At 55.8% G+C, this 20,589-nt stretch carries 23 protein-coding genes and 1 pseudogene; 19 read left to right on the top strand and 5 right to left on the bottom strand.

What is annotated here, in order from left to right; translation table 11 throughout:
* Positions 1–228 precede the first annotated feature (228 nt).
* From OGV65_RS07870 to phnP, 16 genes are all read left to right on the top strand, one after another.
* Positions 229–564, top strand: a complete 336-nt coding sequence (locus OGV65_RS07870) for a zinc ribbon domain-containing protein YjdM (protein ID WP_003031835.1) — start codon at positions 229–231, stop codon at positions 562–564.
* A 139-nt stretch (positions 565–703) separates the two neighbouring features.
* Complete coding sequence (gene yjdN, locus OGV65_RS07865; protein ID WP_016155401.1) at positions 704–1,150, top strand: VOC family metalloprotein YjdN; 447 nt, start codon at positions 704–706, stop codon at positions 1,148–1,150.
* Between the two features lie 132 nt (positions 1,151–1,282).
* The gene (phnC, locus tag OGV65_RS07860) at positions 1,283–2,071 is read left to right on the top strand and encodes a phosphonate ABC transporter ATP-binding protein (RefSeq protein WP_016155400.1); all 789 of its coding nucleotides are present in this window, start codon (positions 1,283–1,285) and stop codon (positions 2,069–2,071) included.
* A gap of 80 nt (positions 2,072–2,151) precedes the next feature.
* On the top strand, positions 2,152–3,168 hold the full coding sequence (gene phnD, locus OGV65_RS07855) for a phosphonate ABC transporter substrate-binding protein (RefSeq protein WP_016155478.1): 1,017 nt from the start codon (positions 2,152–2,154) through the stop codon (positions 3,166–3,168).
* A gap of 104 nt (positions 3,169–3,272) precedes the next feature.
* Complete coding sequence (phnE, locus tag OGV65_RS07850) at positions 3,273–4,052, top strand: phosphonate ABC transporter, permease protein PhnE (RefSeq protein ID WP_016155398.1); 780 nt, start codon at positions 3,273–3,275, stop codon at positions 4,050–4,052.
* A 20-nt stretch (positions 4,053–4,072) separates the two neighbouring features.
* Positions 4,073–4,798, top strand: coding sequence for a phosphonate metabolism transcriptional regulator PhnF (gene phnF / locus OGV65_RS07845; RefSeq protein ID WP_047499588.1), 726 nt, complete (start codon positions 4,073–4,075; stop codon positions 4,796–4,798).
* On the top strand, positions 4,799–5,251 hold the full coding sequence (gene phnG / locus OGV65_RS07840; RefSeq protein WP_019077841.1) for a phosphonate C-P lyase system protein PhnG: 453 nt from the start codon (positions 4,799–4,801) through the stop codon (positions 5,249–5,251).
* A complete protein-coding gene (gene phnH / locus OGV65_RS07835) occupies positions 5,248–5,832 on the top strand; it encodes a phosphonate C-P lyase system protein PhnH (RefSeq protein WP_003031824.1) in 585 nt (194 codons plus the stop codon). The genes phnG and phnH overlap by 4 nt, the downstream gene beginning before the upstream one ends.
* Positions 5,832–6,899 (top strand): carbon-phosphorus lyase complex subunit, encoded by a 1,068-nt coding sequence (locus OGV65_RS07830; protein ID WP_151223035.1) that lies wholly within the window; start codon positions 5,832–5,834, stop codon positions 6,897–6,899. Before phnH ends, OGV65_RS07830 begins: the two co-directional genes overlap by 1 nt.
* A gap of 46 nt (positions 6,900–6,945) precedes the next feature.
* A complete protein-coding gene (phnJ, locus tag OGV65_RS07825) occupies positions 6,946–7,737 on the top strand; it encodes an alpha-D-ribose 1-methylphosphonate 5-phosphate C-P-lyase PhnJ (RefSeq protein ID WP_049259807.1) in 792 nt (263 codons plus the stop codon).
* Positions 7,734–8,492 (top strand): phosphonate C-P lyase system protein PhnK, encoded by a 759-nt coding sequence (gene phnK, locus OGV65_RS07820; protein WP_003844769.1) that lies wholly within the window; start codon positions 7,734–7,736, stop codon positions 8,490–8,492. Before phnJ ends, phnK begins: the two co-directional genes overlap by 4 nt.
* A 116-nt stretch (positions 8,493–8,608) precedes the next feature.
* Positions 8,609–9,295: a phosphonate C-P lyase system protein PhnL gene (gene phnL / locus OGV65_RS07815; protein ID WP_047499592.1), complete on the top strand. Its 687-nt coding sequence runs from the start codon at positions 8,609–8,611 to the stop codon at positions 9,293–9,295.
* On the top strand, positions 9,292–10,428 hold the full coding sequence (phnM, locus tag OGV65_RS07810; RefSeq protein WP_049282266.1) for an alpha-D-ribose 1-methylphosphonate 5-triphosphate diphosphatase: 1,137 nt from the start codon (positions 9,292–9,294) through the stop codon (positions 10,426–10,428). The genes phnL and phnM overlap by 4 nt, the downstream gene beginning before the upstream one ends.
* A gap of 2 nt (positions 10,429–10,430) precedes the next feature.
* Entirely contained in the window at positions 10,431–10,985 is a 555-nt protein-coding gene (gene phnN / locus OGV65_RS07805) for a ribose 1,5-bisphosphokinase (RefSeq protein ID WP_016155392.1), read from the top strand.
* A complete protein-coding gene (gene phnO, locus OGV65_RS07800; protein ID WP_047499593.1) occupies positions 10,972–11,406 on the top strand; it encodes an aminoalkylphosphonate N-acetyltransferase in 435 nt (144 codons plus the stop codon). The genes phnN and phnO overlap by 14 nt, the downstream gene beginning before the upstream one ends.
* A gap of 8 nt (positions 11,407–11,414) precedes the next feature.
* On the top strand, positions 11,415–12,173 hold the full coding sequence (gene phnP / locus OGV65_RS07795; protein ID WP_016155390.1) for a phosphonate metabolism protein PhnP: 759 nt from the start codon (positions 11,415–11,417) through the stop codon (positions 12,171–12,173).
* Between the two features lie 69 nt (positions 12,174–12,242).
* Here phnP and yjdP read toward each other — a convergent pair whose 3' ends face one another.
* Together yjdP and OGV65_RS07785 are read right to left on the bottom strand one after the other, a co-directional pair.
* Positions 12,243–12,572, bottom strand: a complete 330-nt coding sequence (gene yjdP, locus OGV65_RS07790) for a DDRRRQL repeat protein YjdP (protein WP_016155470.1) — start codon at positions 12,570–12,572, stop codon at positions 12,243–12,245.
* A gap of 69 nt (positions 12,573–12,641) precedes the next feature.
* Complete coding sequence (locus tag OGV65_RS07785; protein ID WP_235117446.1) at positions 12,642–14,906, bottom strand: hybrid sensor histidine kinase/response regulator; 2,265 nt, start codon at positions 14,904–14,906, stop codon at positions 12,642–12,644.
* Between the two features lie 114 nt (positions 14,907–15,020).
* On the opposite strand from OGV65_RS07785, the gene OGV65_RS07780 reads away from it, so the two are divergent.
* From OGV65_RS07780 to OGV65_RS07770, 3 genes are read left to right on the top strand one after another with little or no spacing between them, the layout of a single operon-like run.
* Positions 15,021–16,544 carry a sugar ABC transporter ATP-binding protein gene (locus tag OGV65_RS07780; protein ID WP_016155468.1) on the top strand — a complete coding sequence of 508 codons (1,524 nt, stop codon included), beginning with the start codon at positions 15,021–15,023 and terminating at the stop codon, positions 16,542–16,544.
* On the top strand, positions 16,537–17,532 hold the full coding sequence (locus tag OGV65_RS07775; protein ID WP_016155386.1) for an ABC transporter permease subunit: 996 nt from the start codon (positions 16,537–16,539) through the stop codon (positions 17,530–17,532). The genes OGV65_RS07780 and OGV65_RS07775 overlap by 8 nt, the downstream gene beginning before the upstream one ends.
* Before the next feature lie 29 nt (positions 17,533–17,561).
* The gene (locus OGV65_RS07770) at positions 17,562–18,503 is read left to right on the top strand and encodes an ABC transporter substrate-binding protein (protein ID WP_019077849.1); all 942 of its coding nucleotides are present in this window, start codon (positions 17,562–17,564) and stop codon (positions 18,501–18,503) included.
* Between the two features lie 73 nt (positions 18,504–18,576).
* Here OGV65_RS07770 and OGV65_RS07765 read toward each other — a convergent pair whose 3' ends face one another.
* The 3 genes and pseudogenes from OGV65_RS07765 to OGV65_RS07755 form a co-directional block, all read right to left on the bottom strand.
* Positions 18,577–19,983: a KPHS_23130 family T6SS system protein gene (locus OGV65_RS07765; protein WP_286454810.1), complete on the bottom strand. Its 1,407-nt coding sequence runs from the start codon at positions 19,981–19,983 to the stop codon at positions 18,577–18,579.
* Entirely contained in the window at positions 19,980–20,240 is a 261-nt protein-coding gene (locus OGV65_RS07760) for a PAAR domain-containing protein (protein ID WP_016155465.1), read from the bottom strand. Before OGV65_RS07760 ends, OGV65_RS07765 begins: the two co-directional genes overlap by 4 nt.
* Before the next feature lies 1 nt (position 20,241).
* Positions 20,242–20,589: pseudogene (locus tag OGV65_RS07755) on the bottom strand (T6SS immunity protein Tli3 family protein); the annotation flags it as partial.

Genomic DNA, 20,589 nt, shown 5'->3' with positions numbered 1-20,589 from the left:
ATATTTCGCCTCACCTTATCTTAAATATCTAAGCGTAGCAATTTCCCTTAAAAAATATTCCGCCATACTTTCATTGAGGTAAAAGCAAAGGGTCTTTACAGCAGATCATTTTGCATAATCACGCAGTAGTCCCGACAAAAGCAGGGATTTTATGTATAATTGCGGCCTTTTTCGGCAATCTGCCATTTTTGGGCGCATTTGCCCCTGCTGACTTTTGAGGAAATCCACATGTCATTACCACACTGCCCACAATGCAACTCCGAATACACTTACGAAGATAACGGCATGTTCATCTGCCCGGAATGCGCTCACGAATGGAACGATGCTGAACCGGCTCAGGACAGCGACGAACTGATCGTTAAAGATGCCAACGGCAACCTGCTGGCTGACGGCGACAGCGTTACCGTAGTGAAAGACCTGAAGGTAAAAGGTAGCTCTTCCATGTTGAAGATCGGGACCAAAGTGAAGAACATCCGTCTGGTTGAAGGCGACCACAACATCGATTGCAAAATCGATGGCTTTGGCCCAATGAAGCTGAAATCTGAGTTTGTGAAAAAGAACTGATGCAAATTGCCTGATGGCGCTACGTCAATCAGGCCGATGCCAGCTCATCTGCCAGGCGGGAAGCTCATACTTCCCGCCTGGCTTATTTTTGCAGACGATAACTACACTTAACTGGTTTCTTTTACCTGAGGTAAAGATTATGCCGTTAAGTCCCTATATCTCCTTCGCAGGCAACTGCGCTGATGCTATCGCCTACTACCAAAAAACATTAGGCGCTGAGCTACTCTACAAAATCAACTTCGGTGAAATGCCCAAACCGGCGCAGAACAGCGAAGAGGGTTGCCCTTCAGGCATGAAATTCCCCGATACCGCCATTGCCCACGCCAACCTGCGCGTTGCGGGCAGCGACATCATGATGAGCGATAGCGCCCCCGACGGAAATGCCCACTACTCTGGCTTTACGCTGGTACTCGACACGCAAAACGTCGACGAAGGCAAACGCTGGTTTGATAACCTGGCAGCAAACGGAAAAATCGAAATGGACTGGCAGGAAACCTTCTGGGCTCATGGTTTCGGTAAAGTGAGCGATCGGTATGGCGTGCCGTGGATGATCAACGTCGTCAAACAGCAGCAACCTACAGAGTAATCCAACGGGAGGCCAGCCCTCCCGTACTGTCATCAAAAATCGCTCAACTCTTCATCACCAAGTAACCATCCCTTAACGAAAACGTCACATTAATCCGCCACGATGGGGCCACTTTTTAAGGGAGGTCGCATCATGCAAACGATTATTCGCGTCGAAAAACTCTCCAAGTCCTTCAATCAACATCAGGCGCTCAATGCGGTTGATCTGAACATCTGTTCCGGTGAGATGGTGGCTCTGCTTGGGCCATCTGGCTCCGGCAAATCCACCCTTTTACGTCATTTAAGCGGTTTGATCGTCGGTGATAAATCCCCTGGTAGCCACGTCGAACTGCTGGGTCGCACCGTTCAACATGAAGGCCGCCTGGCGCGCGATATCCGCAAAAGCCGCGCCCACACCGGCTACATCTTCCAGCAGTTCAATCTGGTTAACCGCCTGACGGTACTGGAAAACGTCCTGATTGGCGCACTCGGCAGCACGCCGTTTTGGCGCACCTGTTTTAGCTGGTTTAGCCAGGAACAGAAACAGCGTGCATTACAGGCGCTGACCCGCGTTGGCATGGCGCACTTTGCATACCAGCGCGTTTCCACGCTTTCGGGCGGGCAACAGCAGCGCGTGGCGATTGCCCGCGCGCTGATGCAGCAAGCCAAAGTGATCCTTGCCGACGAGCCGATAGCCTCGCTGGACCCGGAATCCGCACGCATCGTGATGGACACCCTACGCGACATTAACCAGACCGACGGCATCACCGTGGTCGTCACGCTGCATCAGGTGGATTACGCCCTGCGCTACTGCGAACGCATTGTCGCGCTTCGTCAGGGCAACGTCTTCTTTGATGGCAGCAGCCAGCATTTTGATAACGATCGTTTTGACCATCTCTACCGCAGCATGAACCGCGTCGAACAGAACGCGCAGGCTGCATAGTTCTAAAAAACCAGGCGTTATTGGCGCAGCCAGGCTGGCAAGTGAAATAGCCTGGAACAAAGACTAATTAAGGAAACAACATGAGCTATAAGACCGTTGCCGCGCTGGCCTTTACCAGCATGTTCAGCATCAGCACCTTGTTCAGCCCGGCGCAGGCCGAAGAGCAAGAAAAAGCGCTGAACTTTGGCATTATTTCGACCGAATCACAGCAAAACCTGAAGCCACAGTGGGAACCGTTCCTGAAGGACATGGAAAAATCGTTGGGCGTGAAAGTGAACGCCTTCTTCGCCCCGGACTACGCCGGGATCATTCAGGGAATGCGTTTTAACAAAGTTGATATCGCCTGGTACGGCAACCTCTCAGCAATGGAAGCAGTGGATCGCGCTAACGGACAAGTGTTTGCCCAAACCGTCGCTGCCGACGGCTCCCCGGGATACTGGAGCGTGTTGATCGTTAACAAAGACAGTCCGATCAACAACCTGAACGATCTGATCGCCAAACGTAAGGATCTGACATTCGGCAACGGCGATCCCAACTCAACGTCAGGCTTCCTCGTCCCCGGTTACTACGTCTTCGCCAAAAACAACATCTCCGCCAGCGACTTCAAACGCACCGTTAACGCCGGACACGAAACCAACGCGCTGGCCGTCGCCAACAAACAGGTCGATGTCGCCACCAACAACACCGAAAACCTCGACAAGCTGAAAACCTCCGCACCTGAAAAACTGAAAGAGCTGAAGGTTATCTGGAAGTCACCGCTGATCCCGGGCGATCCGATCGTCTGGCGCAAAAACCTCTCCGAAACCACCAAGGACAAGGTGTACGACTTCTTTATGAATTACGGCAAAACGCCGGAACAGAAAACCGTACTGGAACGCCTGGGATGGGCACCGTTCCGTGCCTCCAGCGACCTGCAACTGGTACCGATTCGCCAACTGGCGCTGTTTAAAGAGATGCAGGGCGTGAAGGGCAACAAAGGGTTGAACGAGGAAGAGAAAAGCAGCAAAACCTCGGCGCTGAAAGCGCAGCTCGACGACCTTGACCGTTTGACCGCCGCCCTGGGCGCCATGACCAGCGTGACTAAAGCGGTGCAGTAAACCTGATGCCCGGTGGCGTTTCGCTTACCGGGCAGACGATGTTCTGTAGGCCGGATAAGGCGTAAACGCTGCCATCCGGCGATAACCTACGCACGGAGCTAAACATGCAAACCATCACCGTCGCCCCGCCCAAACGTAGCTGGTTCTCACTGCTGAGCTGGGCCATTCTTCTCGCCGTGCTGGTGGTCTCGTGGAAAGGTGCCGAAATGGCTCCGCTCACGCTGATCCAGGATTCCGGCAATATGGCGACCTTCGCCGCCGACTTCTTTCCGCCAGACTTCAGTCAGTGGCAGGACTATCTCGGTGAAATGGCCGTCACCCTGCAAATTGCCGTCTGGGGTACCGCCCTCGCCGTTGTGCTGTCGATTCCCTTTGGCCTGATGTGCGCCGATAACCTCGTACCGTGGTGGATTTACCAGCCGATGCGTCGCCTGATGGACGCCTGCCGCGCCATCAATGAAATGGTCTTTGCCATGCTGTTCGTGGTCGCCGTGGGTTTAGGTCCGTTCGCCGGGGTAATGGCGCTGTTTATCCACACCACCGGGGTGCTCTCCAAGCTGCTTTCGGAAGCGGTAGAAGCCATTGAGCCGGGTCCGGTAGAAGGCATTCGCGCCACCGGGGCCAACAAAATTGAAGAGATTCTGTACGGCGTTCTGCCACAGGTCATGCCGCTGCTTATCTCCTACTCGCTGTATCGCTTTGAATCCAACGTTCGCTCGGCCACGGTGGTCGGAATGGTGGGTGCGGGCGGTATTGGCGTGACTTTATGGGAGGCGATTCGCGGCTTTCAGTTCCAGCAAACCTGCGCCTTGATGGTGTTAATCATCGTCACCGTCAGCCTGCTGGATTTCCTTTCCCAGCGTTTGCGTAAGCACTTTATCTGATTAGCGAGGCATTGATTGCTATGCACTTGTCTACACATCCGACCAGTTATCCAACGCGTTATCAGGAAATTGCCGCGAGACTTGAGCAGGAGCTTCGTCATCATTATCGCTGCGGTGACTATCTGCCCGCCGAGCATCAGCTTGCCGCGCGCTACGAGGTAAACCGCCACACCCTGCGCCGCGCTATTGACCAGTTGGTTGAGCGTGGTTGGGTCCAGCGTCGCCAGGGCGTTGGTGTACTGGTGCTGATGCGCCCATTCGATTACCCGCTTAATGCCCAGGCGCGCTTTAGCCAGAACCTGCTGGACCAGGGCAGCCATCCCACCAGCGAAAAACTGCTGGCGGTGCTGCGCCCGGCCTCCAGCCACATTGCCGATGCGCTCAGCATTAACGAGGGCGATAACGTGATTCATCTGCGCACCCTGCGTCGGGTAAACGGTATCGCATTGTGCCAGATCGACCACTATTTTTCCGACCTCAGTCTATGGCCGCTGCTGCAGGGCTTTAACAACGGCTCACTGCACGACTACCTGCGCGAACAGTCCGGTCTGACGCTCCTGCGCACACAAACGCGCATCAGCGCCCGCCGCGCACAGGCTAAAGAGAGCAAAGTGCTGGAAATCCCCAATATGGCGCCGCTGCTGTGCGTGCGCACCCTGAACCACCGTGAAGGCGAAGAACACGCGGCGGAATACTCCGTCAGCCTGACCCGCGCCGACATGATCGAATTCACTATGGAGCACTGAATGCATTTCGATACCGCTACCCGCCAGCGCTGGATGCGCGCGCTGGCTTACAGCAATGCCGATGCCCTGAACGCCCGCATCCACGCGCTCAAACTGACGCCAGACTATGAACTTATCCGCGCACCGGAAAGCGGACTGATGCAGCTCCAGGCTCGCATGGGCGGCACCGGCAACCGCTTCTTTGCCGGTGATACCACGCTTACCCGCGCAGTGGTACGCCTGAAGAGCGGCACGCTGGGCTACAGCTACCTGCTGGGACGCAACAAACAACACGCCGAGCAGTGTGCGGTCATTGACGCGCTGCTGCAGGAACAAACGCATTTCCAGAGCCTAATGGAAACCTTAATTGCCCCGCTGGAAGCGGAACGCGATGCGCTGATTAGCGCGCGCCGTGCCGAAGTCAACGCCAGCCGGGTCGACTTCTTCACGCTGGTACGCGGAGATAACGCATGACCTTACAAACCGCTTTTAATTTACCCGTTCAGGATGCTCAGCAGAGCTTTCGTCGCCTGCTGAAGGCCATGAGTGAGCCGGGCGTGATCGTCGCCCTGCATCAACTGAAACACGGCTGGCAGCCACTGGGCCTGGCAACCACCAGCGTGCTACTGACCCTGGTCGATGGCGACACGCCGGTCTGGCTTGCGCCGTCGATGGATAACGATATCGCCCGGCAGAATCTGCGTTTTCACACCAACGCGCCGCTGGTGGATCAGCCGCAGTTGGCGGCCTTTGCCGTCGCCGACGAACGCATCAGCAGCGAACAGCTTAACGCCCTCTCCGCCGGTTCCGCCGTCGCGCCAGAAACCAGCGCCACGCTGATTGTGCAGGTCTCTGGCTTAAGCGGTGGACGCATGCTGCGTCTGACCGGCGCCGGTATCGCTGAAGAGCGCATGATCGCGCCACAGCTACCGGAATGCCTGATTCACGAACTCACCGAACGCCCGCATCCGTTCCCGCTGGGGGTCGACCTTATCCTCACCTGCGGCGAACGCCTGCTGGCTATTCCGCGAACTACCCATGTGGAGGTGTGCTGATGTACGTCGCCGTCAAAGGGGGCGAAAAGGCGATAGCCAACGCCCACGCCCTGCAAGAAAACCGACGCCGGGGCGAAGAGACCATTGCTGAACTGAGCGTGGCGCAAATCGAACAACAGATGAACCTGGCCGTCGACCGGGTGATGACCGAAGGCGGCATCGCCGACCGCGAACTGGCCGCGCTGGCGCTGAAGCAGGCCAGCGGCGATAACGTCGAAGCCATCTTTTTGCTCCGCGCCTACCGCACTACGCTGGCAAAGGTGGCGGTCAGCGAACCGGTTAACAGTGCAGAAATGCGCCTTGAGCGCCGAATCTCTGCGGTCTACAAGGATATTCCCGGCGGGCAGTTGTTAGGTCCCACTTATGACTACACCCATCGCCTGCTGGATTTTACCCTGCTGGCCAATGGCGAAACGCCACCCCTGCGCAGCGCAGACGACGCGCAGGACACCTCTCCGCACGTCTTTTCCCTGCTGGCCAACCAGGGACTGGCAAAGCGTGAAGAGGATGATGGCGCCACGCCCGACGACATCACCCGCACGCCACCGGTTTACCCCTGTTCAAGAGCCTCACGTCTGCAACAGCTGATGCGCGGCGATGAGGGATATCTGCTGGCGCTGGCCTACTCCACCCAACGCGGCTACGGGCGCAATCACCCGTTTGCCGCCGAAATTCGCAGCGGCTATGTGGCACTGGAAACCGTACCGGAAGAGCTGGGATTTGCGGTGAACGTCGGTGAACTGCTGATGACCGAATGTGAAATGGTCAACGGTTTTGTCGCGCCAGAAAACGAATCCCCTCATTTTACCCGCGGCTACGGGCTGGTGTTCGGCATGAGCGAACGTAAAGCGATGGCGATGGCGCTGGTGGACCGCGCCCTACAGGCAGCCGAATACGATGAATCGGTCACGGGACCGGCGCAGGACGAAGAGTTCGTGCTGGCGCATGCGGATAACGTCGAGGCGGCGGGTTTTGTTTCGCACCTCAAACTTCCCCATTACGTCGATTTCCAGGCCGAGCTGGAACTGCTCAAACGCCTGCAACAGGAGGCCACCCGTGACCACTAACCTCTCCGGCTACAACTTTGCGTATCTTGATGAGCAGACCAAACGCATGATCCGTCGCGCAATTCTGAAAGCGGTGGCGATCCCCGGTTACCAGGTGCCGTTTGGCGGACGTGAAATGCCGATGCCCTACGGTTGGGGAACCGGCGGTATTCAGCTCACCGCCAGCGTGATTGGCGAGCCGGACGTGCTGAAGGTAATTGACCAAGGCGCGGATGACACCACTAACGCCGTGTCGATTCGCAACTTCTTTAAACGCGTGACTGGGGTGAACACCACCGAGCGCACGGAAGACGCGACGCTGATCCAGACCCGCCACCGCATCCCGGAAACGCCGCTGGTGGAAGACCAGATCATTATCTTCCAGGTCCCGATCCCCGAGCCGTTGCGCTTTATCGAGCCGCGCGAAACGGAAACCCGCACCATGCACGCGCTGGAAGAGTACGGCATCATGCAGGTGAAACTGTATGAAGATATCGCCCGCTTCGGCCATATCGCCACCACTTACGCCTATCCGGTGAAGGTCAACGACCGCTACGTCATGGACCCGTCGCCAATTCCAAAATTCGACAATCCGAAGATGGACATGATGCCGGCCCTGCAACTGTTCGGCGCAGGCCGCGAAAAACGCATCTATGCCGTTCCACCTTACACCCGCGTGGAAAGCCTCGATTTCGACGATCACCCGTTTACCGTGCAGAGCTGGGATGAGCCTTGCGCCATCTGTGGCTCAACCCACAGCTATCTCGATGAAGTGGTGCTCGATGACACCGGCAAACGCATGTTTGTCTGCTCCGACACCGACTACTGCCGCCAACAGAGTGAGGCCCTCAGCAAATGACGCAACCGCTGCTTTCAGTCAACAACCTGACCCATCTCTACGCGCCGGGCAAGGGCTTCAGCGATGTCTCTTTTGACCTGTGGCCTGGCGAAGTGCTGGGTATCGTCGGCGAGTCCGGTTCCGGCAAAACCACGCTGCTGAAATCGATCTCTTCACGGCTAACGCCGCAGAGCGGTGAGATTTTGTATCAGAACCGTTCGCTGTACGGCATGAACGAGGCCGACCGTCGCCGTCTGCTGCGCACCGAATGGGGCGTGGTGCATCAGCATCCGCTGGATGGCCTGCGCCGTCAGGTCTCCGCTGGCGGCAATATCGGCGAACGCCTGATGGCCACCGGGGCGCGCCACTACGGCGACATTCGTGCCACCGCGCAGCGTTGGCTGGAGGAAGTGGAGATCCCGGCCTCGCGTATCGACGACCTGCCAACCACCTTTTCCGGCGGCATGCAGCAGCGACTGCAGATCGCCCGCAACCTCGTCACCCATCCCAAACTGGTGTTTATGGACGAGCCCACCGGCGGTCTGGACGTTTCCGTACAGGCCAAACTGCTGGACCTGCTGCGCGGCCTGGTGGTGGAACTGGATCTGGCAGTGGTTATTGTCACCCACGATCTGGGCGTAGCGCGCCTGCTGGCCGACCGTTTGCTGGTGATGAAGCAGGGTCAGGTGGTGGAAAGTGGGTTAACCGACCGCGTACTCGACGACCCGCATCATCCGTATACCCAGTTGCTGGTGTCATCTGTTTTGCAAAACTGATTTTGTCTTGCCGGGTGGCGCTTCGCGACCCGGCCTACGGATCGGCATCGGTTGTAGGCCTAATAAGCGAAGCGCCATCAGGCAATCGAACGCAAAAATGCTTAAAGAGGCTAAAAATGAACGCGATTCGCGTTGAAAACGTCAGTAAAACCTTTGTACTGCATCAGCAAAACGGCGTGCGTCTGCCGGTGCTGCAAGACGCCACGCTGGAAGTTAAAAACGGCGAATGCGTGGTGCTGCACGGTCACTCTGGCAGCGGCAAATCCACGTTGCTGCGTTCGCTGTACGCCAACTACCTGCCGGATGAAGGACACATCCACATCCGCCACAGCGGCGAATGGGTCGATCTGGTGCAGGCTCCGGCGCGTAAAGTGCTGGAAGTTCGCCGTTCAACCATCGGCTGGGTCAGCCAGTTCTTGCGCGTGATCCCAAGGATTTCTGCGCTGGATGTGGTGATGCAGCCGCTGCTGGATCTCGGCGTGTCACGCGAGGAGTGCGCAGCCAAAGCGGCTAACCTGCTTACCCGCCTGAACGTGCCGGAGCGGCTGTGGCATCTGGCGCCGTCGACGTTTTCCGGGGGCGAACAGCAGCGCGTCAATATCGCCCGAGGGTTTATCGTCGATTACCCGATTCTACTCCTCGATGAGCCCACCGCCTCGCTGGACGCCAAAAACAGCGCCGCCGTCGTCGCATTGATTGAAGAAGCGAAAGCCCGCGGCGCGGCAATTGTCGGCATTTTTCACGATCAAACCGTGCGCGACCGCGTCGCGGATCGCCTGCACCTGATGGGAACAACAGCATGATTATCAATAATGTAAAGCTGGTGCTGGAAGATGAAGTGGTGCAAGGATCGCTGGAAATTGAGGGCGGAACGATCCGCGCCTTTGCCGAAAGTCAGAGCCAACTGGCCCAAGCGATGGACGGAGAAGGCGGCTGGCTGCTGCCAGGGCTTATCGAGCTGCATACCGACAATCTCGACAAGTTTTTCACCCCGCGCCCGAAGGTAGACTGGCCCGCCCACTCGGCGATGAGCAGCCACGACGCGCTGATGGTCGCCAGCGGCATTACCACCGTGCTGGACGCGGTGGCGATTGGCGATGTGCGCGACGGTGGCGACCGTCTGGAAAATCTGGAGAAGATGATCAACGCGGTGGAAGAGACGCAAAAGCGCGGGGTCAATCGCGCCGAGCACCGCCTGCATTTGCGCTGCGAGCTGCCGCATCACACCACCCTACCGCTGTTTGAAAAACTGGTCGGTCGTGAGCCGGTGACGCTGGTATCGCTGATGGATCACTCCCCCGGCCAGCGTCAGTTTGCCAATCGCGAGAAGTACCGCGAGTACTATCAGGGCAAGTATTCACTTACCGACGAGCAAATGGTCCGCTACGAAGAAGAACAGTTAGCTCTGGCTGCACGTTGGTCGCAACCCAACCGCACGGCGATTGCTCAGATGTGTCGTGAGCGCCAGATAGCGCTGGCGAGCCATGACGATGCTACCTGCGATCATGTGCTGGAATCGCATCAACTTGGCAGCGTGATCGCCGAATTTCCTACTACTTTTGCCGCCGCAGAGGCCTCGCGCCAGCATGGCATGAACGTGCTGATGGGCGCGCCCAACATCGTGCGCGGCGGTTCTCACTCCGGCAACGTGGCGGCGCATAAGCTGGCTGAGCTGGGGCTGCTGGATATACTCTCCTCCGACTACTACCCCGCCAGCCTGCTCGATGCGGCATTTCGCGTGGCAGACGATGATGCCAACTGCTTTACGCTGCCGCAGGCCATTCGTCTGGTGACCCGCAATCCGGCGCGGGCATTAAATCTCGACGATCGTGGCGTTGTAGCCGAAGGTAAACGCGCGGATCTGGTGCTGGCGCATCGCAAAGGCGATCACATCCATATCGACCACGTCTGGCGTCAGGGCAAAAGGGTATTCTGACTATGGGGAAACTGATCTGGCTGATGGGGCCGTCCGGCTCCGGTAAGGACAGTCTACTGGCAGAACTTCGCCAGCAGGAACCTGCGCAACTGCTGGTGGCGCACCGTTACATCACCCGCGCCGCCAACGCCGGGAATGAAAACCATATTGCCCTCAGCGAACCAGAGTTTTTTACCCGCGCCGGGCAGAACCTGCTGGCGCTGAGCTGGCATGCCAACGGCTTCTATTACGGCGTCGGCGTAGAGATTGACCTCTGGCTGCACGCCGGTTTTGATGTGGTGGTCAACGGCTCGCGCGCGCATCTGCCCCAGGCGCAGGCCCGTTACGGCGCTTCTTTACTTCCCATTTGCTTACAGGTTTCCCCGGCCATTTTACGCCAGCGCCTGCAGGCACGTGGACGGGAGAGCGAAACGGAAATCGCTGCCCGCCTTGAACGCGCGGCACGCTACACGCCGTATGACTGCCACGTCCTGAACAATGATGGAAGTTTGCTACAGTCTGTCGATACACTGCTCACACTGATGGGACGCAAGGAGAAGAAACATGTCTGTCTGTGAATTACGCCGCGCCACGCTATACGATACCGATGCGGTTTACGCGCTTATCTGTGAGTTGAAACAGGGCCAATTCGACCTGCAGGCCTTTAGCGCTGGCTACGCCGCAAATCTGCAAGATCCCAATATGCACTACCAGCTGGCGCTGCTCGACGGACAGGTCGTCGGCTTGATCGCTCTGCACCTACAGTTTCATCTGCACCACGCCAACTGGATTGGCGAGATCCAGGAACTGGTGGTGATGCCACAGGCACGAGGACTAAAAGTGGGTAGTCAGTTACTGGCCTGGGCCGAAGCCACCGCGCGCGAAGCGGGCGCAGAAATAACCGAGCTTTCTACCAGTACCCAACGCCTTGACGCGCACCGCTTTTACCAGCGCGAAGGCTATACCATGAGCCATTTTCGCTTCACCAAACCGTTGTAGGGGGAGCCATGAGTCTGACCATTACGCTGACGGGAACCGGCGGCGCGCAACTGGTGCCGGCATTTGGCTGTGACTGTGCGGCCTGCCAACGAGCACGCTTACAGGCGCAATACCGTCGACGCCCTTGTAGCGGGGTGGTCAAATTTAACAATGCGGTGACGCTGCTGGATGCGGGGATCCCGCATCTGATGGACGACTGGCCAGCAGGCAGCTTCCAGCAGTTTCTGCTCACCCACTACCATATGGATCACGTGCAGGGGCTGTTTCCGCTGCGCTGGGGCGTGGGGGCGACTATCCCGGTGTACGGTCCGCCGGATGAACAGGGATGCGACGATCTGTTTAAGCACCCTGGCATCCTCGATTTTAGCCATACCGTCGCGCCATTCGTGGTGTTTAACCTGCAAGGGTTGCAGGTGACGCCACTCCCGCTCAACCATTCAAAGCTGACGTTTGGCTATCTGCTGGAGACCGCGCACAGCCGCGTAGCGTGGCTCTCCGATACCGCCGGACTTCCCGACAAGACGCTGAAGTTTCTCCACAATAACCAGCCTCAGGTGATTATCATCGACTGCAGCCACGCCCCGCGCGCCGAGCCGCCGCGCAATCACAGCGATGTAAATACCGTTATCGCCTTGAACGAGGTTATCCGCTGCCCACGGGTGATCCTGACGCATATCAGTCATCAGTTTGATTTGTGGATGATGGAGAATCCGCTACCGACAGGGCTCGAAGCCGGGTATGACGGAATGGAGATTGTGCTGAGGTAGGTTTACATCGCACTTAAAGGCTTGTTAACAGGTCTCTGCCCCCTATAACCTTGCCAGCGAAAGATTGCGCTAACGATCGTAATCTTCTTCCATTCTGCGCTCTTCGTCTTCTAACTGACGCCGTTCCTGATCGAGCTGGCGCTGGCGGTCATCCAGTTGGCGGCGTCGGTCTTCAAACTGGCGGCGGCGATTATCATACTGCCGGCGACGATCGTCACTCATCTGTCGCTGCCAGCTTTCATCACGAGAGTCGTCATAATCCCGCCCGCTGTCCGGTTTGTATGCGTCGTTAATTGCCTGCTGAATATTGCCGATGGCGTCATCGATAATATCGGCCTGCGCCGATACGGTGGTCATCATCAGCAGAGTGAAAAGTAAGAATGTCGCGGAGCGTTGCATAAAACCAGCCTCATCAAGAAACTCGCCCCACGGTAATCAAAGCGTATTTGCGCGGGTAGCGGAGGAATCTCAATTACGCGAATGCCGCAGCGCCTGCGCCAGTTCTCCCCGGGTGAAGGGCTTACGCAATAACGCCACATCCGGCAGCGCCGGGTTATGCGCCGGACGTAAATCCTGGCCGCTAATCAGCAGGATGTTCAGTTGTGGATAATGTGCCAGCGCATGATTAACCACATCCACACCGCTTAAACCGCCGGGCAGCATTAAGTCGCTGATAAAAATATCAATCTCGGATGAAGCCGCCAGCATATGCATAGCCTGTTCGCCGTTGGCGGCCTCTAACGTCAGGTAGCCCAGCAGGTGTAATTGCTCACATAACGTCTGGCGCACATCGGCTTCATCTTCGAGAACCAGCACCAGTTTTTCACCGCGAGTCGGGGTGTGCTGTGCGATTGTCTCCACCGGTGTCTGCACCGGCACAACCGCGCGAGGAAGCTGCAATCTGACCGTCGTTCCCTGCCCAGGGGCGCTTTCAATCTCCACGCGGCCACCGGACTGGCGCACAAAACCGTAGACCATAGACAGCCCCAGCCCACTGCCGCTGCCGGTCTGTTTGGTGGTGAAAAACGGCTCGAAGACCTGAGCTTTCACCTCCTGCGACATCCCGCTTCCCTGGTCGGCAACTTCCAGCATCACCATATCCTGCTTACGCCCATCGCTGCGCGTGACCCGCTGATTCCAGGTACGGATTTTAATCGTGCCCGCCTGCCCGTCCATGGCGTCACGGGCATTCATCACCAGATTGATAATGGCGTTTTCCAGTTGGCTGACATCAATCCACGCGGGCCAGGCGGGAGACTGAGCTTCAATCTCCAGCGTCAACGTAGCCGGAAGAGAGTGGCGCATCAGTTCGCCCAAATTTTCCAGCAGCGTTTTCAGCTCCACCGCATGGGGATGCAACGACTGTTTGCGCGAAAAGGCCAGCAGCCGCTGGGTAAGGAGCGCCCCGCGCTCGGCGGCTTTTAGCGCCCGATTGACCCGTGGCGCATCGGGAGAGTCTGGGTTCACCAGATCCAGGCTGCCAATAATGACCGCCAGCAGGTTATTGAAATCATGCGCTAATCCGCCCGTCAGTTGCCCTACCGCCTTCAGTTTCTGACTGTGCAACAGCGCTTCCTCCAGCCCCTGGCGCTCGGTGCGGTCGATTTCCATCTGGCTGGTTTTTTCTTTTAGCAGTCGGGTGGTGTGCTCCAGCGATGCCGTATTACGGGCGAAGACGCTAAAGGCGCGGGCCAGCTCGCCCAGCTCATCGCGCCGCTGCAGGGCCGGGACGCTAACGTCCGATTCACCGTGCGCCAGCCGGGTCATCGCCCGCGAAATGGCCGTCAGGTTAGATCCGAGGTTACGGTAGATATACCAGCCGGCAAAACCGGTGATCACCACCGCCAACAGCGCAAACACTAAAATAAACAACGCGCCGGATTGCAGTTCCTGATGGCTTTGCGCCACCCGCTGTTCGGAGATCAGCGCCACCTGCGAAGCATACCGGTTGATATCGCTGTTGAGGATCGCCACCAGCGCTTTGATATGAAACATATACCAGTTGATCGCCAAATCGCTCTGCTCAAGCGCAGAAGAGAGCGGCTCCAGCTTATGCAACTCCTGGTTGAAGTCGGTGAGGATGTTGGTAATCAGCGGATTGCTATTTTGCACAGGCAGCGCGGGCATCACGCCGTCCAGTTGTTTCACCACCGAACGCGGCGTGGGTGTTTCAATGGCGGCAACAATTAAGCGGTCTATCTGCCCCAGCAGCACGTCATCCTGCGTGCCGGTCAGCTTTTGCAGATGACGTAAATAACTTTGATTCTGATACAGCGAACTGAGCAGAGCGTTACGTTCCAGATGTCGCCGTTGCCCGCGCTGCAGCATACCTTCCACGCTGCTTTGTAGCTCCTGGCTGCGCTGGATAATACGCTCGACCAGCGCCGGCTCCTGCTGCGCCAACGGCGCGGTGGCCAACTGTTCCAGCGAATGCTTCAGCGCCCGTTGCGTCTCCTGCAGCCGCTCCGCTTCACCTTTGTATTCCAGCGCGCCGACTACCTGCGACAGCCGTACCGCCGCCGTCGCCACGTTCGCCGTATCCCGGGCCAGGTTCATGCTGCCGGTCATGTCGTCAACGGTTTGCTGCTGCACCTGTTCCTGGATTTGACTGGCATGCTGAAACCCCAGCACCGCCACACCGCTTACCATCAGCGTGACCGTCACCACCAGCAGATTGAAGAACAGCAATCGTCCGCGCGCACTGGCGAAAAAGTGACGTCCTGGTTGCGGCATATCACGCTCCGTGAAGAAAAATCGCAATATGACAAATATGAACGGCTTCTGACATTTTGCATTTACATTCCTGTGATGGACTGCTGATATCGGCCACCCCACAGGAGATCCGCTATGAGCAGGACACCGGTTCTGGAGATGCGCAACATTGCCAAAGCGTTTGGTAAATTTTACGCGCTGAAAGGGGTCGATTTAACGGTCTGGCCGGGTGAGATTCATGCCCTGATGGGTGAGAATGGCGCGGGGAAAAGCACCCTGATGAAGATCCTCGCGGGCGCGTATACCGCCACCAGCGGTGAGATCCTGATCGACGGTCAGCCGTTTCACATTCGCGGGCCAAAAGACGCGCTCAGCGCAGGCATCACGCTGATTTACCAGGAGATGCAGCTCGCGCCGAACCTGACGGTGGCGGAAAATATCTTTCTTGGCAGCGAGCTGTCGCGCGGCGGTCTGGTCCAACGTAAAGAGATGGTGATGCAGTCGCAAAAAGTCATCGACCGGCTCGGCGCCCAGTTTAAGGCCAGCGATCGCGTGATGACGTTGACCATCGCCGAACAGCAGCAGGTGGAAATCGCCCGCGCCCTGCACCGTAACAGCCGCATTCTGGTGATGGATGAACCCACTGCCGCCCTCTCCTCACGTGAAACCCACCGCTTGTTTGAACTGATCATGCGCCTGCGCGATGAGGGGATGGCGATTATCTACATTAGCCACCGCATGGCGGAGGTGTATGAACTCTCGGACCGCGTCAGCGTCCTGCGCGACGGACAATATGTTGGCAGCCTGACCCGCGACAAACTCAACGCCTCTGAGCTGGTGCGCATGATGGTGGGCCGACCGTTAAGCGATTTGTTCAACAAAGAGCGCGATATTCCCTTAGGTAAAGCGCGCCTCAACGTCCACCACCTGACCGACGGCCATAAAGTCCAGCCGTGCAGTTTACTGGTGCGCTCCGGGGAGATCGTCGGACTTGCCGGGTTAGTCGGCGCCGGGCGTTCTGAACTGGCTCAACTGATTTTTGGCGTGCGTAAAGCCATCGGCGGCATGATTGAAGTAGACGGTGAACCGGTGGTGATCCACTCCCCTCGCGAGGCGATTGACCACGGCATTGGCTTTCTGACGGAAAACCGCAAAGAGCAGGGATTGTTTTTAGAGCTGGCGGCAGCAGAGAACATCACCATGGCGACGCTGGAACGTGACGCCAACTGGGGCATGCTCGATCGCAAAAAGGCGCAGGCTATTTCCGATGACGCCATCCAATTGCTCAACATCCGCGTTCCGCACGCCCAGGTACGCGCGGGCGGGCTGTCCGGTGGTAATCAGCAAAAGCTGCTGATTTCACGCTGGGTCGCGATCGGCCCACGCATTTTGATCCTCGATGAACCCACGCGCGGCGTGGATGTTGGCGCCAAAAGCGAGATCTACCGGATCATGAACGACATGGCGCGCAAAGGCGTGGCGATCCTGATGATCTCCAGCGAATTGCCGGAAGTTGTCGGTATGAGCGATCGCGTGTACGTCATGCGGGAAGGCAGCATTGCCGGTGAGCTGAACGGGCAAAGTATTACCCAAGAAAATATTATGACGCTGGCAACCGGCGTGAACGACTCCCATCATCAGGCGGTGTCCCATGAATAATCCAACCACTCCCCAGCAGGTGGCGAAATCCGCCTCCGCGAAAAAATTGCTGATGAGCGATCTGATGCAAACGGTCGGCATCTTGCCGATTCTCATCCTGATAGTGGCGGTGTTTGGCTTTATCGCGCCAAACTTTTTTACCGAAAGCAACCTGTTGAATATAACCCGCCAGGCGTCGATCAACATCGTGCTGGCGGCTGGCATGACCTTCATTATTTTGACCGGCGGGATCGACCTCTCGGTTGGCTCGATTCTCGGCACCACCGCCGTCGCGGCTATGGTCGTTTCGCTGATCCCTGAATTTGCCATGCTGTCGATTCCGGCGGCGCTGATGCTCGGTCTGGTGCTGGGGTTGTTTAACGGCGCGCTGGTTGCTTTTGCCGGACTGCCACCGTTTATCGTCACGCTTGGAACGTATACGGCGCTGCGCGGCGCGGCCTATCTGCTGGCCGACGGCACGACGGTGATCAATTCCAATATCAGCTTTGAGTGGATCGGTAACAACTATCTTGGTCCGGTTCCGTGGCTAGTGGTCATTGCGCTGGCGGTGGTGGTGATGTGCTGGTTCATTCTTAGGCGCACCACACTCGGCGTTCATATTTATGCGGTCGGCGGCAATATGCAGGCCGCTCGTTTAACCGGTATCAAAGTGTGGCTGGTGCTGCTGTTCGTCTACGGCATGAGCGGTGTGCTCTCAGGTCTTGGCGGGGTGATGAGCGCCTCGCGGCTATACAGCGCCAACGGCAACTTAGGCATGGGTTACGAGCTGGACGCCATCGCGGCGGTGATCCTCGGCGGTACCAGCTTTGTTGGGGGGATCGGCACCATCACCGGCACGCTGGTAGGGGCGTTGATTATCGCCACGCTCAATAACGGCATGACGCTGATGGGCGTCTCCTATTTCTGGCAACTGGTGATCAAAGGGGCGGTGATCATCATAGCGGTACTGATCGACAAATACCGTACCCGACACCATCAAAGTGCATAACAACAACATCTTACTTCGAGGAATACAGCATGAGATTGAAGCCCTTAGTCACCGCGCTCTGTGCTGGCGCACTGCTTGCTGCAGCTCCGTTTGTGCAGGCAAAAGAACTGAAATCGATCGGCGTTACGGTGGGCGATCTGGCCAACCCGTTCTTCGTGCAGATCACCAAAGGCGCGGAACTGGAAGCACGCAAACTGGCGGGTGATAGCGTTAAAGTGACGCTGGTTTCCAGCGGCTACGATCTGGGACAACAGGTGTCGCAAATCGACAACTTTATTGCCGCCAAGGTCGACATGATTATTCTTAACGCCGCCGACTCCAAAGGCATCGGCCCAGCGGTAAAACGCGCGAAAGACGCAGGGATTGTGGTGGTTGCCGTTGACGTAGCGGCGGAAGGCGCAGATGCGACCATTACCTCCGATAACACCCAGGCGGGTGAAATGGCCTGTAAATACATTACCGACCGTCTGAAAGGGAAAGGCAACGTCGTCATTATCAACGGGCCGCCGGTTTCCGCCGTCCAGAACCGCGTGGAAGGCTGCCAGACCGAGTTTAAACGCCACCCGGATATCAAGGTGCTGTCGTATAACCAAAACGCCAAAGGCAGTCGCGAAGGCGGACTGGAGATCATGACCGCGCTGCTGGCGGCGAATCCGAAGATCGACGGCGTATTCGCCATTAACGATCCTACGGCGATCGGTGCCGATCTGGCGGCAAAACAGGCACAACGTAGCGAATTCTTTATTGTCGGCGTAGACGGATCGCCAGACGCTGAAGAAGCGTTGAAGCGGGAAAACTCACTATTTGTGGCGACGCCTGCACAAGATCCACAGGTGATGGCTGCCAAAGCGGTCGAAATCGGCTATGACATATTGCAGGGGAAACCCGCCCCGAAAGAGCCCGTACTGATCCCGGTGACGATGATCGATAAAAACAACGTCGGCAGCTATAAGGGTTGGACGGTGAAATAACCCCTTAACCGACTGATGCTCTCCTGCCGCAAAGAGAGTAAAAGAAGTATGAGCGCCCGTCAGGGCGCTTACCTCATAAAAACTGAGAGTAATAAATATCCATTTCCCGCTCTATATTTTGACTCACTATCAAAGAATAAATCATAATTGCCGTATAAATAACCAGAATGCCGATAACTAAAGGAGTAAACGTATACCAGGGATGATTATTGAACATTTCCGTTGGCACGAGACTTACAAACCCTATACCCCATAAAATAATTGCGCAAACAATTATGATTTTCCAATAATTCCCGAAATCGAGCTTACCAAGTGCAGGCCAACATCCTGGATATTTAGCAGCTATTATTCCGGTTTGAATCGTGCCTGCGGATGCACTGGCGAATAACTGATGTCCTTGACCATATTTTGCAGCATCCGCAGCCAACGCCAATACAACCCAACGCTGAACCTCTGTGCTTTGCCCAGTAACGGCTTCCAGTTCATATCGACTATCGGCCAAAATGTTCACTTTTGCGTTTTCCACCCCACTAAACATTACTAATTTTGACTGTTTATCCAGTGAGTTGAACCACATCTTTTTAATTTTACTCACATCCACTTGTTGAGCAGATAAATATGCACTTACGATTTCATCAAGATAATATGGAGTACTGTCCATCATACGCAATAAATATAAAGGCGTGTCTTTATCTTCAAGCAATTTTGCATTGGTAAAAATAAAGGCATTAGCACTTTCGAAAAAATCAGAATTATTTTTATTGTGCAATTCAACTGTAATAACCAAGTTGTTTTCAGAAATATTTAGGCCAATCCAATCATTGATTAAAGAATAATCCGGACAATCATGAAGAATATTAACGTCTCCGACCTTATTGCTGGAGATGCCCAGACTTGCGAGTACCGCCCTGAAACTATTGCCGATAGTGTCATCCGCACCCTTAACATACAACCAGGTATTAAACGGACGATACTCTTTGACAAGAGAATTCTTGAGTGGTTCTATCAACCGTCTTAGCACTTTATCAACTCTGGCGTCATCCATTGAATCAACTTCGATATCAATTCGTAACGGCGTTGCAGAACCTGCTGGCGCTTCCCCTTCTAGTTTCTGAATTTTTAATGCCAGTTCAGGCACCGGGAGAATTGATGAATAGTCTAAAAGAGGCAATGCCTGTATTGCCCAGTTTTTCCACTTATACATACCATACTGCTCAAGGTAACCCGCATAATAAAACGGAAAAGATATTATACCGTGAATGATTATCACCACACACCAGATTACTAACACTATTAGAGAAGGGATTACTATTGCATTCCATGTCAAATTATCAGCAACTTTCTTTTCCTGAGGCCAGTTTAATATATGGTACATCATACATAACAAGAATATAGCACAGCTAATAACCAGCATAATATTTAGCGGGAATTTTCCTGGGTCTTGATAGGGATTCTTGTTTGGTATCTTCCATTTACTCATTTGCTTGTCCCCGCCATTGGCAGTGTGGTTTTTATTGCACAACCGCATGCAGCCCTACACCCATCCACAACAACGCCTCTACCGTCCATTGTCCAGGTTGGTTCAAAATCAAGTATGGGAAAGGTCCCTTTATGCGCAACACAAAGAACAGTATCCCCCATTAAAGCGACAGGAATTCCCATAAACTTGCTACCAGAAGCTTTGTTCACATACCCACCGTTTTCCAGCGGGTCATTTAGCCTGATTACACCTTTCATATTATTTCCCCGCATCCAGGTCACAGCGCATCTGGGTCCATCCCTTATAGCCCACCACCTCCGGTTCTTTGTCGGGCAGGTTTTGATAATTTGCCTTATAACCCTCCGTTAAATGGGCTAAAGCAGCTTTCATAAAAACGACCGTCCCCCAGGCCGCACCTGGAGATTCAGGTCTCATATGAGCATCTACATACTTACCCTTGGATTTATGTTTGCCTGGCCTGTAGAGATAATACGTGTCATCAAAGAACTTATAATCTATACCCGGACCGCCGGGTTTTAGACGCGGATCGTCAAAAGGGTATGAACTCATATACAAATGATTCTGCGAAGTGGTAATAAATGCCTG

This window comes from Citrobacter sp. Cb004, assembly GCF_030337065.1.
In the GTDB taxonomy this organism is placed as follows: Bacteria; Pseudomonadota; Gammaproteobacteria; order Enterobacterales; family Enterobacteriaceae; genus Citrobacter; species Citrobacter braakii.
Note: the sequence above shows the minus strand (reverse complement) of the source record. Positions and strands in the feature narration are given on the sequence as shown.

Excerpts from the sequence above, each read along its gene's own strand:
- OGV65_RS07760 (WP_016155465.1), bottom strand. The coding sequence starts at position 20,240 with ATGAAAGGTGTAATCAGGCTAAATGACCCGCTGGAAAACGGTGGGTAT.
- phnK (WP_003844769.1), top strand. The coding sequence starts at position 7,734 with ATGACGCAACCGCTGCTTTCAGTCAACAACCTGACCCATCTCTACGCG.
- phnO (WP_047499593.1), top strand. The coding sequence starts at position 10,972 with ATGTCTGTCTGTGAATTACGCCGCGCCACGCTATACGATACCGATGCG.
- yjdP (WP_016155470.1), bottom strand. The coding sequence starts at position 12,572 with ATGCAACGCTCCGCGACATTCTTACTTTTCACTCTGCTGATGATGACC.
- phnM (WP_049282266.1), top strand. The coding sequence starts at position 9,292 with ATGATTATCAATAATGTAAAGCTGGTGCTGGAAGATGAAGTGGTGCAA.
- phnL (WP_047499592.1), top strand. The coding sequence starts at position 8,609 with ATGAACGCGATTCGCGTTGAAAACGTCAGTAAAACCTTTGTACTGCAT.
- OGV65_RS07765 (WP_286454810.1), bottom strand. The coding sequence starts at position 19,983 with ATGAGTAAATGGAAGATACCAAACAAGAATCCCTATCAAGACCCAGGA.
- OGV65_RS07780 (WP_016155468.1), top strand. The coding sequence starts at position 15,021 with ATGAGCAGGACACCGGTTCTGGAGATGCGCAACATTGCCAAAGCGTTT.
- OGV65_RS07830 (WP_151223035.1), top strand. The coding sequence starts at position 5,832 with ATGTACGTCGCCGTCAAAGGGGGCGAAAAGGCGATAGCCAACGCCCAC.
- phnC (WP_016155400.1), top strand. The coding sequence starts at position 1,283 with ATGCAAACGATTATTCGCGTCGAAAAACTCTCCAAGTCCTTCAATCAA.
- phnF (WP_047499588.1), top strand. The coding sequence starts at position 4,073 with ATGCACTTGTCTACACATCCGACCAGTTATCCAACGCGTTATCAGGAA.
- phnG (WP_019077841.1), top strand. The coding sequence starts at position 4,799 with ATGCATTTCGATACCGCTACCCGCCAGCGCTGGATGCGCGCGCTGGCT.
- phnN (WP_016155392.1), top strand. The coding sequence starts at position 10,431 with ATGGGGAAACTGATCTGGCTGATGGGGCCGTCCGGCTCCGGTAAGGAC.
- OGV65_RS07770 (WP_019077849.1), top strand. The coding sequence starts at position 17,562 with ATGAGATTGAAGCCCTTAGTCACCGCGCTCTGTGCTGGCGCACTGCTT.
- OGV65_RS07775 (WP_016155386.1), top strand. The coding sequence starts at position 16,537 with ATGAATAATCCAACCACTCCCCAGCAGGTGGCGAAATCCGCCTCCGCG.
- OGV65_RS07785 (WP_235117446.1), bottom strand. The coding sequence starts at position 14,906 with ATGCCGCAACCAGGACGTCACTTTTTCGCCAGTGCGCGCGGACGATTG.
- yjdN (WP_016155401.1), top strand. The coding sequence starts at position 704 with ATGCCGTTAAGTCCCTATATCTCCTTCGCAGGCAACTGCGCTGATGCT.
- phnH (WP_003031824.1), top strand. The coding sequence starts at position 5,248 with ATGACCTTACAAACCGCTTTTAATTTACCCGTTCAGGATGCTCAGCAG.
- phnE (WP_016155398.1), top strand. The coding sequence starts at position 3,273 with ATGCAAACCATCACCGTCGCCCCGCCCAAACGTAGCTGGTTCTCACTG.
- OGV65_RS07870 (WP_003031835.1), top strand. The coding sequence starts at position 229 with ATGTCATTACCACACTGCCCACAATGCAACTCCGAATACACTTACGAA.
- phnJ (WP_049259807.1), top strand. The coding sequence starts at position 6,946 with ATGATCCGTCGCGCAATTCTGAAAGCGGTGGCGATCCCCGGTTACCAG.
- phnD (WP_016155478.1), top strand. The coding sequence starts at position 2,152 with ATGAGCTATAAGACCGTTGCCGCGCTGGCCTTTACCAGCATGTTCAGC.
- phnP (WP_016155390.1), top strand. The coding sequence starts at position 11,415 with ATGAGTCTGACCATTACGCTGACGGGAACCGGCGGCGCGCAACTGGTG.